This is a genomic window from Sulfurovum xiamenensis (assembly GCF_030347995.1).
GTDB lineage: Bacteria > Campylobacterota > Campylobacteria > Campylobacterales > Sulfurovaceae > Sulfurovum > Sulfurovum xiamenensis.
Genome location: NZ_JAQIBC010000003.1, coordinates 308,360 through 323,270, shown reverse-complemented (window position 1 = coordinate 323,270; position 14,911 = coordinate 308,360). Strand labels below are relative to the sequence as shown.

The 14,911-nt window shown below is 38.9% G+C and carries 14 protein-coding genes; 9 read left to right on the top strand and 5 right to left on the bottom strand.

The annotated features are described in order from the left end of the window. Positions 1 to 116: 116 nt before the first annotated feature. The 3 genes from PF327_RS07250 to PF327_RS07240 form a co-directional block, all read right to left on the bottom strand. Positions 117 to 521 carry a CPCC family cysteine-rich protein gene (locus tag PF327_RS07250; protein ID WP_289401920.1) on the bottom strand — a complete coding sequence of 135 codons (405 nt, stop codon included), beginning with the start codon at positions 519 to 521 and terminating at the stop codon, positions 117 to 119. Beyond that, complete coding sequence (locus tag PF327_RS07245) at positions 511 to 807, bottom strand: hypothetical protein (protein WP_289401919.1); 297 nt, start codon at positions 805 to 807, stop codon at positions 511 to 513. The genes PF327_RS07250 and PF327_RS07245 overlap by 11 nt, the downstream gene beginning before the upstream one ends. A 462-nt stretch (positions 808 to 1,269) precedes the next feature. Further along, a complete protein-coding gene (locus PF327_RS07240) occupies positions 1,270 to 1,923 on the bottom strand; it encodes a M15 family metallopeptidase (RefSeq protein WP_289401918.1) in 654 nt (217 codons plus the stop codon). A 74-nt stretch (positions 1,924 to 1,997) separates the two neighbouring features. On the opposite strand from PF327_RS07240, the gene htpX reads away from it, so the two are divergent. The 3 genes from htpX to holA all read left to right on the top strand — a co-directional run bounded on the left by htpX (position 1,998) and on the right by holA (position 5,843). Beyond that, on the top strand, positions 1,998 to 2,828 hold the full coding sequence (htpX, locus tag PF327_RS07235) for a zinc metalloprotease HtpX (protein WP_008245381.1): 831 nt from the start codon (positions 1,998 to 2,000) through the stop codon (positions 2,826 to 2,828). Between the two features lie 67 nt (positions 2,829 to 2,895). Next, entirely contained in the window at positions 2,896 to 4,866 is a 1,971-nt protein-coding gene (locus PF327_RS07230) for a VacB/RNase II family 3'-5' exoribonuclease (RefSeq protein ID WP_289401932.1), read from the top strand. After that, the gene (holA, locus tag PF327_RS07225) at positions 4,866 to 5,843 is read left to right on the top strand and encodes a DNA polymerase III subunit delta (RefSeq protein WP_289401917.1); all 978 of its coding nucleotides are present in this window, start codon (positions 4,866 to 4,868) and stop codon (positions 5,841 to 5,843) included. Before PF327_RS07230 ends, holA begins: the two co-directional genes overlap by 1 nt. A gap of 154 nt (positions 5,844 to 5,997) precedes the next feature. On the opposite strand, the gene PF327_RS07220 is transcribed toward holA, so the two are convergent. Both PF327_RS07220 and PF327_RS07215 read right to left on the bottom strand, forming a co-directional pair. Next, entirely contained in the window at positions 5,998 to 7,362 is a 1,365-nt protein-coding gene (locus PF327_RS07220) for an FAD-dependent oxidoreductase (RefSeq protein ID WP_008245388.1), read from the bottom strand. Between the two features lie 202 nt (positions 7,363 to 7,564). Continuing rightward, entirely contained in the window at positions 7,565 to 8,290 is a 726-nt protein-coding gene (locus PF327_RS07215) for a Rieske 2Fe-2S domain-containing protein (RefSeq protein WP_289401916.1), read from the bottom strand. Between the two features lie 209 nt (positions 8,291 to 8,499). On the opposite strand from PF327_RS07215, the gene rpsF reads away from it, so the two are divergent. The 6 genes from rpsF to PF327_RS07185 all read left to right on the top strand — a co-directional run bounded on the left by rpsF (position 8,500) and on the right by PF327_RS07185 (position 14,906). Further along, a complete protein-coding gene (gene rpsF, locus PF327_RS07210; protein ID WP_289401914.1) occupies positions 8,500 to 8,880 on the top strand; it encodes a 30S ribosomal protein S6 in 381 nt (126 codons plus the stop codon). Between the two features lie 25 nt (positions 8,881 to 8,905). Further along, positions 8,906 to 9,403 carry a single-stranded DNA-binding protein gene (locus tag PF327_RS07205; protein ID WP_008245394.1) on the top strand — a complete coding sequence of 166 codons (498 nt, stop codon included), beginning with the start codon at positions 8,906 to 8,908 and terminating at the stop codon, positions 9,401 to 9,403. A 187-nt stretch (positions 9,404 to 9,590) separates the two neighbouring features. Beyond that, positions 9,591 to 10,838, top strand: coding sequence for a tyrosine-type recombinase/integrase (locus PF327_RS07200; protein WP_289401913.1), 1,248 nt, complete (start codon positions 9,591 to 9,593; stop codon positions 10,836 to 10,838). Beyond that, positions 10,835 to 12,367 (top strand): site-specific integrase, encoded by a 1,533-nt coding sequence (locus PF327_RS07195; protein ID WP_289401912.1) that lies wholly within the window; start codon positions 10,835 to 10,837, stop codon positions 12,365 to 12,367. The genes PF327_RS07200 and PF327_RS07195 overlap by 4 nt, the downstream gene beginning before the upstream one ends. Beyond that, positions 12,364 to 14,484 (top strand): hypothetical protein, encoded by a 2,121-nt coding sequence (locus PF327_RS07190; RefSeq protein WP_289401911.1) that lies wholly within the window; start codon positions 12,364 to 12,366, stop codon positions 14,482 to 14,484. The genes PF327_RS07195 and PF327_RS07190 overlap by 4 nt, the downstream gene beginning before the upstream one ends. Next, positions 14,484 to 14,906 (top strand): hypothetical protein, encoded by a 423-nt coding sequence (locus PF327_RS07185; RefSeq protein WP_289401910.1) that lies wholly within the window; start codon positions 14,484 to 14,486, stop codon positions 14,904 to 14,906. Before PF327_RS07190 ends, PF327_RS07185 begins: the two co-directional genes overlap by 1 nt. Positions 14,907 to 14,911: the final 5 nt, after the last annotated feature.

Here is a 14,911-nt window from a genome sequence, read left to right as displayed (position 1 = left end):
AAGTTATATATTTTATAAGGTTTTCAACTAAAAGCAGAATTTACGGTTGAAGCTCTGGGGCGAATAGGAAACACCGCTTAGTTGGTGTCCAAACAAGCGATTATGAATTAGCTATTTTAATATTCTTTCTCTAGTTCCAAAACTTTATTCCATAACTCTTCGGAATTGCTTTGAATAGCTTCTTTATAGGCATTATATAGTTTCTCTTTCTTAGGTTTTATCTTGTTCTCCATTTCAAATGCTCGTTTATCATTAGGCCTATACATAGTGAGATATTTCTGGAAATTTTTTCTTGCTTCACTTAAAGAATAATCGTGGTTTGGACCGCCTCGAATAATGTCCGCATCATCTGAATCCTGACCGTCATCCTCCCAAAAGCATATATTGCAGAGCTCAAAAGCAGCACGATCATCCAGTGTCGGCATATAACAACAAGGGCATAGATATCGACCTCTATACGTTGCCCAATTCTTTTCTTTATCAATTTGGTGGCAGTACCAATTAAACCATTCAATACTCATTTTCTTCCTCATCCATTGGAAAGAATGTATATCCTTTGCCACCTAATCTTACCCACCATTTTGCCTCAGCTATTTCTTCTAAGTAGATCTTAGGAGTAAGGGTGCTGTCTTTAACAACCATCTGAATAAGATAATCATCATTTTTAATTAATTCTACTGCTGCCAATTCTGCTTCTTCTGAGTTAGAAGCTTTTACGGTTCTAGTTGTCATGAAACCGACATTTTGAATCTTCCCATCATAATTGATTTCAAAGTTCTCGCCTCTAAGCAATACAATAAATTTCACTATAGCTCCCTTGATTTATAACTATTTATTAAAGAAACAAAATGTTCTCTATCCCCTTTATTGAAGTATTAGTAGTATACAAAAAATGTCCTGTTGTTTTTTAGGGAAACATTAGTGCTGATGTGAGCTGAGCAACTTCTTGTGTAATAAGCTATNATACAATAAATTTCACTATAGCTCCCTTGATTTATAACTATTTATTAAAGAAACAAAATGTTCTCTATCCCCTTTATTGAAGTATTAGTAGTATACAAAAAATGTCCTGTTGTTTTTTAGGGAAACATTAGTGCTGATGTGAGCTGAGCAACTTCTTGTGTAATAAGCTATAAAATGAAAACCTTATAATCTAACATATTTTATAAGGTTATTCGCTATAACGACGTTTACGAGCCATGAATTTATACCCTTCGATAGAAAACCTTATAAAAAGTGCTATATAGAAGATTTTATAATGAAAGCATCTTATTTCGAAAAGTGCTGATAGTCTTTCACACCTGACCAGTCACCACCCCACTGCCAACCATATTTTTTAAATATTTGAACGGCTTTATCATCTTTCAGCAATACTGCTTTATCAGCATAAGTAGAGTTTTGATGTACTCTTTTTCTATAGGGTACCGATGCTTTATGGGAGATATATCCTTTTCTGGAAATATAGGGATTTTCTATCGGATTGATATCTATGGCCTTTCCGTAAGAGTGTTTGGACCATTTTTTACTGCCTGTAGCTTTACGGCAGTTAAATGCAGATGTATTGTCCGACTCTATGGATTGCCAGTCACTGCCTTTATAGTCACTCACCAGTCTCATTTTTTTGATAGGATACCCTATCTTATACAGTGTTTCGAAGACCTTTGTCACCTCAGCAGAAACCTCTTTATGTACAACTATTTCACCCATCTGCTCTTCACCGTTGAAATTGATATATTTGATACGTAAATAATGCAGATCTTTTAATCCTACAGGACAGCCTTTTCTCCAGGAGTTTCCTTGAACCATTCTTTGTTTGATCCGAGGTGTGATCTCCGTAATATGAGATTCAAATCCGGCGAAAGTCACTACTGTTACTGTGATGAATATATAAACTATTTTTACCATACCTTTATTATAACGCATTGTATGATTTACCTTCCGTTTGTATCTATATGGTATATTTATAATAAAAATAACTATTTTAAGGATAGCACACAATGGAACAATTGAAAACCTATGCTCTAATGACGGGACTTACCCTGTTATTTATCTGGTTTGGGGGTATGATAGCAGGAAAAACGGGAATGATCATCGCTTTTCTTGCCGCAGCAGGTATGAACTTTTATGCCTACTATTACAGTGATACACAGGTATTGAAACATTACCATGCCATACCTGTAGACCACAACTCTGCCACAGGGCTCTATACCATCGTAGAAAGACTCACACATCGTGCCAATCTGCCGATGCCTGCACTCTACATCATTCCTGAAGCACAGCCCAATGCATTTGCCACAGGTAGGGATTATGAACATGCTGCCGTAGCAGTTACTGAGGGTCTTTTAGACCTGATGACAGAAGAAGAAGTGGAAGCTGTTATTGCCCATGAACTGAGCCACATCAAACACTACGATATGCTCATAGGAACCGTAACAGCGACCATCGCAGGAGCTATAGCGATGTTGGCACAGTTTGGTATGTTCTTTGGCGGAGACCGTGATAGACCGACAAACCCGCTTGTCATGATAGCATTGATGATCATCATGCCGCTTGCTGCCACAGTGATACAGATGACTGTAAGCCGTAACCGTGAATTTATGGCGGATGAAGGTGCCGCAAGAATGACAGGCCATCCTGAATGGCTGCAGAGTGCCTTGGCTAAACTGGATAACTATGCCCGAGGCATGATGATGCACGATGCGGACCCGCAAACCGCACATATGTTCATCATCAATCCATTTACGGGTAAAGATATGTCACTCAAACAACTCTTTAGTACACATCCAAGTACAGAACAAAGAATAGAGAGACTTGAAGCGTTAAAGTAATATAATAACTCTTCATGAAAGTGACACTACCGTTTACTTTACAGACCATTGAAGAGAGTTTTTGACCATGTCCCCATTTGCCATACAACTTATCAACGGGTGTCTCATTTCAGACATCGAACAAGAAGACCAGAACAGTTTTCAGGCACTACAGCAATTGGGTGCCATTGAAGAAGTAGACGGGCTTTGGAAACTTAAATCCATCTATCGTGTCGGTAGACTCTACATAGGTAAAGATGGCAAAGGGTATGTGGAAGCAGAGTTCAAAGAGCAAAGAGACCTGCTGATTGAACCCGATGATCTTCGGGGCGCAAAGCATGGAGATGTGGTCGTTGCCAAACGGGTCATCGCCAGACGTGGACGTGCCAGTGGCAAAGTACAGCTTGTCATAGAAAAAGCCCATCTCTTTACGATCGCTTATACACACAGGGATGAATCAAATAATTTTCTTATTCTAGACATCCGTACAGGATTACCAACCCATGCTGTCATGGAAGGTATGGACCTTAAGGCATTCAAACTAGGTATGGTACTCAAAGTAGATATTGATACAGATAAAGTACTTGAAGTGATGGGAACCCTCGATGACCCTATGGTCGATGAGAAGATCTCACTGGCCCTTTATGAGCGTGAAGATGAATTCCCGCCAGCGTGTGTCACTGATGCACTGGAGGTTGAAGTAGAAGTCACCAAAGCAGAACATTCTGACCGTGTGGATCTTACACATCTTGATTTCTGTACGATCGACCCCGTGACCGCAAAAGATTTTGATGATGCTATCTATTTTGATATGGAAGAGTATACCCTTTATGTAGCGATCGCTGATGTCAGTCACTATGTGCCTTTCTTTACCCATATAGACAAAGAGGCCAAAAAAAGAGGTTTCACCACCTACCTGCCGCACAAATCTTTTCCTATGCTCCCCCGTGAGCTCAGTGAGAACATCTGTTCACTCAAACCTAAAGTAGACAGGCTTGCCTTCGTATCGAAGATAGCTTTGGACAGGACTACCCTAAAACCGATCAAAGAAGAGTTCTTTGAAGCGATCATCCACTCAAAGCACCGTTTTAACTATGACAATATCGATGCTATATTGGAAAATGGAACAGAAGGAGTTACCGATACCGTAGCCCAGATCCTCACATGGCTGCTTCCTTTACAGAAAATCACCGTCAAATTGCGTAATGAAAGGCTCAAGCACGGCTTTGATTTTAGGTCTGAAGAGACCAAGCTCACGATCGATGCTTCACATTTGCTGGTCAGTACAGAGATAGAAACAGGTACACCGTCACATTCGCTCATAGAAGAATGTATGCTTTTAGCCAACCAGGCTGCAGCGAAACGTTTTACAGGTGAAGGTGACAGTATCTTCCGTATCCATGAACCACCGCAGCTTGCCAAGATGGAAGCGTTACTGACTGAACTTGCGGCCATTGGTCTTTATGTGGAAGAGTATGAAGATGCACCTTCTCTTATACGTGCCATACAAAAAGAAGCAGCAAAAATGAATCTTTCCTCCGAAGTGGATGCTATGGTCATTAAAGCGTTACGGCGTGCAAGCTACTCGGCACAAAATGTGGGGCACTTTGGACTGGGATTCAGTCACTACAGCCACTTTACCTCACCCATACGTAGATATGCCGACCTGATACTGCATCGTCTTATCAAGACACAACTGCGTGATCAACCCGAAGAGGCAAGTTATCTGCTAAGAAATATCGAACCGCTCTGTGCAAGGGTCAGTGAACTTGAGAGAGATGCAACCAAAGCAGAATGGGACTTTAGAGACCGTAAATTCGCACGTTGGGCAGCCACACACTTGGGTGAGACTTTCGAAGCGGAGATCGTCGAAGTTGAAGAGAGTGCCAAAGCCGTACTCTTAGGCGAGATCAAAGGTGTTACGGTGCATCTTAAAGGGGACAATGTGATGCTTTTTGACAGAGTCAGGGTCAGGATCAATGAAGTCAATATCCCTCAAGCCATCATCATGGTTGAATTCGTTGAAAAATTGAGTAAAGATGCCATGGAGTTAGCCTAATGTACCAAAGAGAATTTGACCAGAAACTCAAACAGGCTTTTCCTAAATCTGTATTGTTTTATGGTGAAAATGACTACCTTGTGGACCATTACATCGATACCTATATCAAAAAAACCGATGCAAAAGAGAGTATGCTCACTCTCTACCACGACGAATGGGATTTTGAACAGGCTAAGAATTTTCTTTCCCAAACCTCTCTGTTTGGTGGTACAAATCTTGTAGTGGTCAAACACGATAAGAAAATACCCAAAAAAGAGCTCGATATACTCATAGAACTTGCCAACAAAAGTGAAGACAACTACTTTCTTTACGGTTATGCAGGTGCTCCCAAAGATGCAAAGAGTATGCAAGCGGCTTTCAGTGAGAAAAAAGGCGGAGTATGGGTACGGTTTTTCGAACCGAACATACGTGACGGTATAGCGATGCTACAACAAAAAGCACAGCAGATACAGCTTGACATCGATCACTATGCCCTCCAGCATCTGATGCTCATACTCAATAACAACCTGGCACTCTGTGCCAACGAACTGGATAAACTTGCCATACTGGGTATGAAAGTGACCAGTAAAGATATCGATAGACTTGTCTACTCGACCGCACCTCTGGCAACAGAACAACTGCTCATAGACCTTTTTAACAAAAAGCCTATCACGGCAACCATTACCAAACTGCTTGAACTGGGAGAAGATGAAGCGTCACTGCTTCGCTCCACACAATATTTTGTCAATCAGATCTTCCTCTTTCATGCCTATATCAAACTCCATGGACATGTCGATTCAGCGGCTATACTTGGATACAAACTGCCTAAACAGATAGAAGAACAAAAAGCACAGTTGGCTTTACGTGTAAAATCCGCGGCATTGCTGAAAATATTTGAACATTTACTGGAGAGTGAGATACTCATCAAAAAGGCGCCGGGTACGCAAAAAGAGGTATTGGTCTACAGTATGCTGATCAAGCTGCAGGGCTATCTGTAAAACATAATTTTTATTTTATTTTTGGAAAATTTAATAGGTTAAGGTTTTTAATAAGTTGTATTTAGATTTGAGGGTTTGAGTAAAGGAGGCTACACTGGTAGCTGATTACACTCATCCCTCAAAGATGAGTGCAAATCATTAAAAAGATGACCTATTAAGAGAAGAGTTCTCTCATTACTCCACCAAACCACTCTCTAGTCGCTTTTGCCGTACCTTTGGATCTGAACTTACCGCCACCGTCTTTTGGCTTAGGCACATTGCCTTTACCTACCAGCTTACCGCTTGGATCTGCTGTAAAGGTATGTGTCACCATGATCGCCTCTTCTGGTTTTCCACTTACCATAGAATAACATACATTTGCCGCTTTAGCCGGAAGACCTGCTTTAGGATCATTTGCTTTGGCGTTCAATTGATCAGTGATCTGTCCTGCTGCTCTGTGTGCTGCCCATATAGCTGTCTGTCCACTTGGTGGTATGGCATGTGTCACCGCATCCCCGATCACATAAATATTTGAATCTGTCTTGGATCTGAAGCTATACCCGTCCATCATTGCATACCCTGCACCATCGACTTCAATACCGGCCATAGCCACAACAGGCGAACACTTGTTGATAGGTATAAGGTTACACACTTCATACTTCTCTGTCTTCAATACACCTTCATCATCCGCTTCATCTTCAAACACTTTATAGGTAACGACTTTTTTCTCCGTATCGATATCCACGACCTCGGTCAAACCGTGATACTCAATGATATCCGGGAAGATATCTTTCCAAGACTCTTGAAACGCTGCCCCTTTAGCAAATTTACCGTTTCTTGTATCCAGTGCGATCACTTTCCCTTCGATACCTTCCTTCTTGAGATAATTCGCTACCATAGCTATTCTCTCATACGGTGCAGGAGGACATCTATACTTTCCTGTTGCTGGTGGTATGATGATCACGTTACCGTCATCCATATTCTCAAGTTGCCGTTTCAGCGCAATGTGTTCATTTCCTGGCATCAATGCAGCGGGACAAGCTTGTGAAACTTCTGCGATCTTTTCGGAAGACCAAGTAGGGAATTGTTTTTCATAATCATAAGCGATACCAGGAGAAAGGACAAGAATATCATAAGCGATATCTCCCGCAGTGGTTGTCACCGTCTTAGCTTTTCTATCGATAGACGTCACTGTCGCATGTACAAAATCATAACCATACTTTCCAGCCGGCTGGAAATAGTCACCTACAAACGTGTCTAAACTGACACCATCAAGACCGCCAAGCAGTGTGTTGGAAAAAGGACAAGCCATGAAGATATTGTTTTTCTCGATCACGGTTACTTCAATGTTTTTATCTTTTTTTCTAAGTGCTTTAGCTATGGTCAACCCACCAAAACCACCACCTACAATTACAACTGATTTGCCACTTGTCTTCTTTGCGGTTGATTTTTTCTCGCTAGCTGTCGCAATACTCGGCATTGCTGCAGCTGCTGCAGCAACACCGACAAGTTTAAATGTGTCTCTCCTATTCATTGCCATAATGTCTCCTCCTAAAATGGTATATTGTTGATCACTTTACATCATATAAAGTAACTCTATTATGACAAAAGTTTTCTTTGAATCAACTATTCTGAAGAGTGTAATGAATAATTTTGAAGATATAACAAAAAGCTACATGCAGATGTGGATCCCACACCTAATAAGATGTTGATGTGCTACATCATCATCTTATAGCTTACTTTTATAGTCGAATGATATCAGCAGAAAAATTTTTAAGTGTCTGTACTTTTGTCTCTTCTTTCGTAAGTTTTTTAGCTTTTCTTCTGTTCCCATAGAACTTTTTAAACTCATCTTTAAAGGCATCAAAGTAATCCTGGAACTTCACCGGACCCAATACGGCAACTGCCCAGATGTTATCTTCTGCATCCACTTCTAAAATAATAGAAGCCAAACCTTGAGTAGCCGGTCCGCCTACTACTTTCCCGCCTTGTTTAGGTTCAAATCTTGACAGATGGGACATACATACAAATGCGCCACCACTGTAAGCTTTTGTTGTACCTTTTTCATCTATATAATGGAACATACTCATCTCAGGCTGAGGGTGTGTGAGCTGATGTGGACAGATAGCAGAATAGGCAACGATCGTACCCTTTGCACCTACGCCTCCCCTATAGATATATTTTGTACCATCTTCAGCTGTAAGTTCAATATCCTTTTCTGCCGGTGAAGTAAGATTGACCATGATAGCCGGTGTACCTACATACGGGTAATTGAATACATAATTTTCCTCAACAGCTAACGCAGAAGCTTTGATAGGATTTCCTTCAGCGTCTTTCAGTTGTACCTTCTCAAAAGGTTGAAACAAACTTCCATCTTCGGCATAAAGTCTTTGAGTGATCAATGATGGAGCAATAGCTACTGCCATGGCTGATGTAGCGGATAACCGTAAAAAATTTCTTCTTTCCATACTGTAATACCTTCTGTAATAAATTAACTTTATTAAATCATACAAAAATATTTATTAATTTTAAGTTTAGGACCGAAAAAAGATGTAGATCCCTCTCTAATGTGCAACTAAGAAATAATATAGTAAACTATCGCTTCCAAAATTCTTGCTCATTTTTGGACAGCTAATGACAGCTGTATACATGGGCTATTAAACCAAAAGGAAACAATATGACTTGTTATGAAACACTGTTTGTAGTTAAACCTACACTTACAGAAGAAGAGATTGCAGCACAAATTGCGAAAGTAAAAGATGTTCTTGCTAAAGAAGGTGCCGAGCTAGTTGGTACGAATGACATGGGTATGAGAAAACTTGCATACCAAGTAGAAAAACATAACAGAGGTTACTATACTGTTCTTTTCTATAAAGCAGAAGGTGCAACGATCCAAGAACTTGAGAGAAATCTTAAGATCAACGAAGATATCATTAAGTTTTTAACTGTGAAATATACTAAAAACAAAGAGATCGCACAGTTTGAGAAACTTGTAGCAGAAGCAAACAAAGGTACGACAGAGACAAAAGCACCTGAAGCAGAAGCGACAGAAGCATAATCAACCATAGATTAGGAGCCACCTTATGTACAACAAGATCATTTTAGCCGGAAACCTCACTAGAGATATTGAGATTAAATATACACAAAGTGGAAGTGCCATCGGTAATACTGCCATTGCAACTTCACGTAAATTCAAATCTGCAACTGGTGAACAAAAAGAAGAAGTTCTCTTTATCGATCTTACTTTTTTTGGAAGAACGGCTGAAATTGCAAATCAGTACTTACGTAAAGGTAGCAAAGTTTTAGTAGACGGAAGATTGAAGCTAGATCAGTGGACAGCACAAGACGGAAGCAAAAGAAGTAGACACTCAGTTACAGTAGAAAACCTTCAAATGCTAGGAGGAAAAGACGAAGCAGCACCTATGGGTGATAACGGATATAGCCAAGGTGGACCATCAGGGTATGATGCTCCATCGCATGACAGCTATAGCCAACCTGCACCGTCTGCTCCAAAAGCTGCACCGCAACCTACGTCAAACATTCCAGAAATTGACATCAATGAAGATGAAATACCGTTTTAATCGATACTAAAATACAAGTGTAAATAACTATAAACTAACTTCCCAATATATAGGACTTAAACCACTATTTACACTTTTTATCAACTTATTTCCATTTGTGCTATAATGTATAACAAAAAAACTGGAAATAAGTATGATGCCTTACACTATAAAAAAAGTCATGTTTAGTACTGGGGAAAGACTCCCAATGCTGATAGACAATGAAACTGGGTTTCCTGATTACTGGAGTACTCTTTTTTCTATTACTCAACATAGATCCAAAGGTGATGCTGCCAATACCATTGAACAGGTACTGAGACATTTAATTATCCTGAAACTGTTTTTAAAGAACTACAAGATCAATGGTATAGATCTTGAGAATAGAATTGATCAAGGAAAAATACTTCACTTACATGAAATAGAATACCTTTGTGACCTCTGTAAACTTTATTTGGAGGATATCAGAGAAGAGGTAAAAACTGAAAATCAAAAACAATCTCTTACACTGAAGTCTTTAGAAGCATTTCGATCTAAAGATTCTACTAATTGTTTTAAAACAGTGGGAAGTGATACCGTTGCTCAAAGGATTAGACAGATCAGAGATTTTCTAGTTTGGATCGCTAATGTACATATGGCGCGACTAGCTGAATCAGATCCAATCCTAAACATACTGAGAGAATCTCAAAGTCAAGTCAAGACCACTATGACATCACGTATTCCAAGCTCCTCTTCAGGTTCATCCAGTGAAGCTCCAATGGGGTTATCTGATGAATCAACTGATGTGCTGCTGTCTATTATTAATCGTAACTCACCCGACAATCCCTGGAAAAGCGAATTTACAAAAGTTAGAAATGAGCTGATCATCTTATGGCTTTATACATTTGGACTCCGTAAAGGAGAACTGCTAAGTATTAAAATATCTGATATTGATTTCAGAGCTGAAACTGTTCAATTGGTACGACGACCTGATGACCCTCAAGATCCCAGAGTGACACAACCATTGGTGAAAACACTTGGACGTAAACTTGCAATACCAAAAAAAATTATTTCTTTAACAGAAAATTATATTATTGAACACAGAAAATTGCTGCCAAAGTCTAAAAAACATGAATACTTATTTGTTGCAGATAAATCTGGCTCACCACTCAGTCTAGTTGCCGTGAATAAACTTTTTAATAAGATCAAACAGTTTTCACCTGAGATACTTAAAAATTTAACACCACATATTCTTCGACACTCATGGAACGATAGATTTTCTGCTAAAATGGATGAGAAAAACATATCTGAAGAAAAAGAAAAGAAAATACGATCACAATTGATGGGATGGTCTGAAAGTTCAAACAGTGCAGCAACCTATACAAAACGTCATACGCAGACAAAAGCCAATGAAGTTATTTTGGAAATGGGCAATGAACAACTAAACAGATCTTATAAAGATACTGGAGACAAAAAATGAAGGCCACACCAAAAACCAAAACTAGTAAACACTATATACCTATATCAAAAACAAAAAATGGTCAAATATTTAACCCTAATGATGAAATATGGATTTTCAATGACATATCAAAAAAGCATATAATTAATTTTTCAGTGCTTCAAATATCTCAGAACATTAAATATGGATTAAAACGAATATTTGTATGGTACTTACAAAATCGTGCAGTTCAACACCCAGTTAATATGTATAATAGATTAAAAGAACTAATTCAATTTTTATTTGAACACTATAACTATGATATTTCTATAATAACTTCTACACATCTAATTAACTATAGAGGTACCCTAGATGCTCAACATGAATGGTATTTAGGCTCATTGTCCGGTTTTTTAAAAAAGTGGTACGAGATGGGATATCCAGGGGTATCTAAAGACGCCTATAGCTATCTCAATGAAACCAAATTTAAAAGTAATGAAAAAGGAAGAGCTGTCTTAACAATGGACCCTTATGATGGACCCTTTACGGATCTGGAGCTTGAAAATATTCAGAGTGCTATTAACAACAGTTATGCAAATGGAAATATTTCTCAAGAAGATTATCTACTCATCTGGCTATTAATGGTCTATGGCTCCAGGCCTATACAGTTTGCGCAAATGAAAGTCTGCGATCTGTTATCAGGAATGGTTAAAGATAATTCCAAAGAATACATCATCCGTATTCCTAGAGTAAAAAACAGAAAAAAGCCAAGATCAGAGTTCAAAGAACGCCTATTGCCTCCTGCTCTAGTAAAAGTACTATTCGACTATCGTGATAATATCAAAAAAACTTTTGCTGGGGTTCTTGATAATATTGAGCAATCTCCTCTTTTTCCATCAGAAGATCAGCAAAGGACTGGAGAGTTTGCATATCATAAAAGTTCTGACACGATAACTGACCAAGTTCAAAAAGTCATCGATAGTTTAAACGTAACCTCAGAAAGAACTGGGGAAAAGATCCATATCACTCCAACACGTTTTAGAAGAACAATTGGAACAAGAGCCGCAGCTGAAGGGCATGGTGAACTTATTATTGCTGAAATCCTCGATCATACGGACACTCAAAATGCTGGTGTATACACCCAAACTACTCCTGAGATTATAAAACGCATAGACAAAGCAGTTGCGCTACAAATTGCTCCAATAGCACAAGCATTTGCAGGTGTTATATTTACGGATAAATCTCAAGCTAAACGTGCAGATGATCCTTCTAGCGATATCATTGATCCAAGTATTGAAAGTGAATCTAATTCTCTGGGAAAATGTGGAAGCTATGGATTCTGCGGATTACTAGCTCCGTTGGCTTGCTACACCTGTGGCAGCTTCCAGGCATGGTCAGATGCTCCTCATGAAGAACTTTTGATAACCCTTCTGAAAAAGCGGGAAGAATTACTCGAGATAACTGACCATAGAATTGCAAGTGTAAATGATAACATTATCTTTGCAGTTGCCCAAGTGGTAGTGGAATGTCAGAACATCAATGCACGAAATATTTTGGAGGTAACCCAGTGAGTACCGTATTACAGTTTGAACCTATTGAAACACTTAGTTCACAAGAAAATCTGAACAGGTTCATCACAATGTGCAAAAATGATCTTACTGTATTTGGATCTGATCTTCCATTTAAAAATAATATATGGGATATTTCTTCTTTTATGGAACAAAAGGGTAAGACGAAACGTATTGCAGCTATTTTTTCAACATATGAATACGCTTCCAAAAATACTGGTGGAAAGATAAATGAAGAAAAAATGGTCGCTATGAAAGAGCCCTTCCTGAGTTTTACAAAAGCTTATTTTAGATATAGGTTTGGACATAATTCTTTCAAGTCTCCAGGACACCTATTAGAACCTTTGCGTGTAGTGGATCAAGCACTCATCAATATTAAAAATAGCTCTAATCCTAATGATATTGACAACTTTGTATTGGACGAGGCAGCAAGAATTACAAAGAAACACTATTCTAAAGCAAGAGCATATCGTATTGGAGCTGTTCTAGCAGATATTGGTTTATTTCTCACCAATAAACGTTTGATAAAAGTACCTATAGACTGGAGAAACCCGATGAAACGTCCTCCAGATAGTTCACGTGTCGGGAAAGAGGCTGATGAACTTCGAAATAAGAAAATGCCGTCCAAGGCAGGATTGGAAGCATTGCCAAAAATTTTCAATCAGGCCAGTACACCCTATGAACAACTTTCGATCTCATTGATTGCCCTACTGATCTGTGCACCAAACCGTGTCAACGAACTATTCTTATTGCCATATGATTGTGAAGTTACACAAAAAGATAGTGACGGTATTGAACAATATGGTCTGAGATGGTTCCCCGCTAAAGGTGCAGCACCAATGATCAAATGGATAATCCCCTCGATGGTCGATGTTGCAAAGGAAGCGATCTCAAGAATAAAAACCGTAACTATGCATGCCAGAGAGGTAACACAATGGTATGAGAACAATCCAAATAGAGTATATCTTTCCGAGGATATTGAGAACCTACGCGGTAAAGTACTCAACACTAAAGAGGTCGCTTATATCCTCTTTGGTAAATCTCAAACAGACAATGATCTAGAGCGTTTCAGAAGGTTGGCATCTGCCTGGGTCAATAAAAACTCTGTTCATTTTGAAAAAGATGGTAACAAACTTGTCATTAAATTTTCTGACCTTGAAAAAAGGATACTTGAGCTCTTGCCTGATAGATTTCCCTATCTCAACGAAGAAGTAGGCATAAAATTTTCTGAGGCACTTGTTTATCAAAGGATTAATGAATACCATAGTGATAAAGGCACATTAATCCCTACTGTAAAAGCAATTAGCGACCAACTAGTTTCAGATGCCCTAAAAACAAGAGGAAATGTACTTTCTCTCTTTGAAAAGTTTGGCTATACGGAAAATGATGGCAGTCCAATTCAAATGACATCCCATCAGTTTAGACACTGGCTCAATACACTGGCTCAAAAAGGAGGCTTAAGTCAGCTTGACATTGCCAAATGGTCAGGACGCCTTGATATCAGACAAAACCAAGCATACGACCACATCAGTGCCGATGAAATGCTTGAAATGGCACGTGAAGCCATAGGAAATGAAGAATTGATGAGTGGACCTTTATCCAATATAGACGATATCAAAAAGAAAGTGGTTATATCACGTGATGAATTTGCAAGACTGAAAGTCCCAACCGCTCATGTTGGAGAGTATGGTGTTTGTATCCATGACTTTACCATGACCCCCTGTCAACTTCATAGACACTGTATGGGATGTTCCGAACACTTCTGCGTAAAAGGGGACCTAATAAGAACTGATAGGATAAAACTACTAAAAGAAGAAACTGAAGTACTTTTGGAACGTGCGAAAGCAGCACAAGAAGATGGTCATTTTGGAGCTAACAGATGGGTTGAATCCCACTCAATCGACCTCGAAGTCCTGACAAATACATGTGAAATTCTGGACAATGATAGCATTCCTGACGGATCTATCATTCAATTATCCAATATTTTATCGGTTTCACCAATAGAGCAAGCATCCAATAGAAGAAAAGAAAATTTAAAGCTTGATCAAAAACAAACAGAACTGGAACCTGATGACTACAGCGATATAAAAAAACTAATAGACGAACTAGGGGATTTTTAATGGCACAAAAAAGAACACGAGAACGCTCAAAAAATTTAACAGATGCTGACATCGAGAAAATAGTCGACATTACCGATGGATGGTCCGGTAAATTAACTTGGGATGATCTTATATCTGAAGTTGAATTGCGACTGAAAGAACGCTACACACGTCAAACACTTGCAAAACATACTCGAATTAAATCTGCTTATGATTCTGCTCAAAAAAGATATCAAGATACAGGTGACGAGAAGAAAAAAAATACAATAGAATATGATGTATTACTACAAAGACTTGAAAGGCTTGAAGCACAAAATACAAGACTGATACAAGAGAATAATGCCCTGCTTGCACAATTTGCCCGATGGGAATATAATTCTTATGCTAATGGTGTAAGCAAAAAAGAACTGGATAAACCTTTACCAAAAATAGATCGGAGATAACATGA

Coding starts and splice junctions, on each gene's coding strand:
- PF327_RS07250 (WP_289401920.1), bottom strand. CDS start 521: ATGAGTATTGAATGGTTTAATTGGTACTGCCACCAAATTGATAAAGAA.
- PF327_RS07240 (WP_289401918.1), bottom strand. CDS start 1,923: ATGCGTTATAATAAAGGTATGGTAAAAATAGTTTATATATTCATCACA.
- htpX (WP_008245381.1), top strand. CDS start 1,998: ATGGAACAATTGAAAACCTATGCTCTAATGACGGGACTTACCCTGTTA.
- PF327_RS07230 (WP_289401932.1), top strand. CDS start 2,896: ATGTCCCCATTTGCCATACAACTTATCAACGGGTGTCTCATTTCAGAC.
- holA (WP_289401917.1), top strand. CDS start 4,866: ATGTACCAAAGAGAATTTGACCAGAAACTCAAACAGGCTTTTCCTAAA.
- PF327_RS07220 (WP_008245388.1), bottom strand. CDS start 7,362: ATGGCAATGAATAGGAGAGACACATTTAAACTTGTCGGTGTTGCTGCA.
- PF327_RS07215 (WP_289401916.1), bottom strand. CDS start 8,290: ATGGAAAGAAGAAATTTTTTACGGTTATCCGCTACATCAGCCATGGCA.
- rpsF (WP_289401914.1), top strand. CDS start 8,500: ATGACTTGTTATGAAACACTGTTTGTAGTTAAACCTACACTTACAGAA.
- PF327_RS07205 (WP_008245394.1), top strand. CDS start 8,906: ATGTACAACAAGATCATTTTAGCCGGAAACCTCACTAGAGATATTGAG.
- PF327_RS07200 (WP_289401913.1), top strand. CDS start 9,591: ATGCTGATAGACAATGAAACTGGGTTTCCTGATTACTGGAGTACTCTT.
- PF327_RS07195 (WP_289401912.1), top strand. CDS start 10,835: ATGAAGGCCACACCAAAAACCAAAACTAGTAAACACTATATACCTATA.
- PF327_RS07185 (WP_289401910.1), top strand. CDS start 14,484: ATGGCACAAAAAAGAACACGAGAACGCTCAAAAAATTTAACAGATGCT.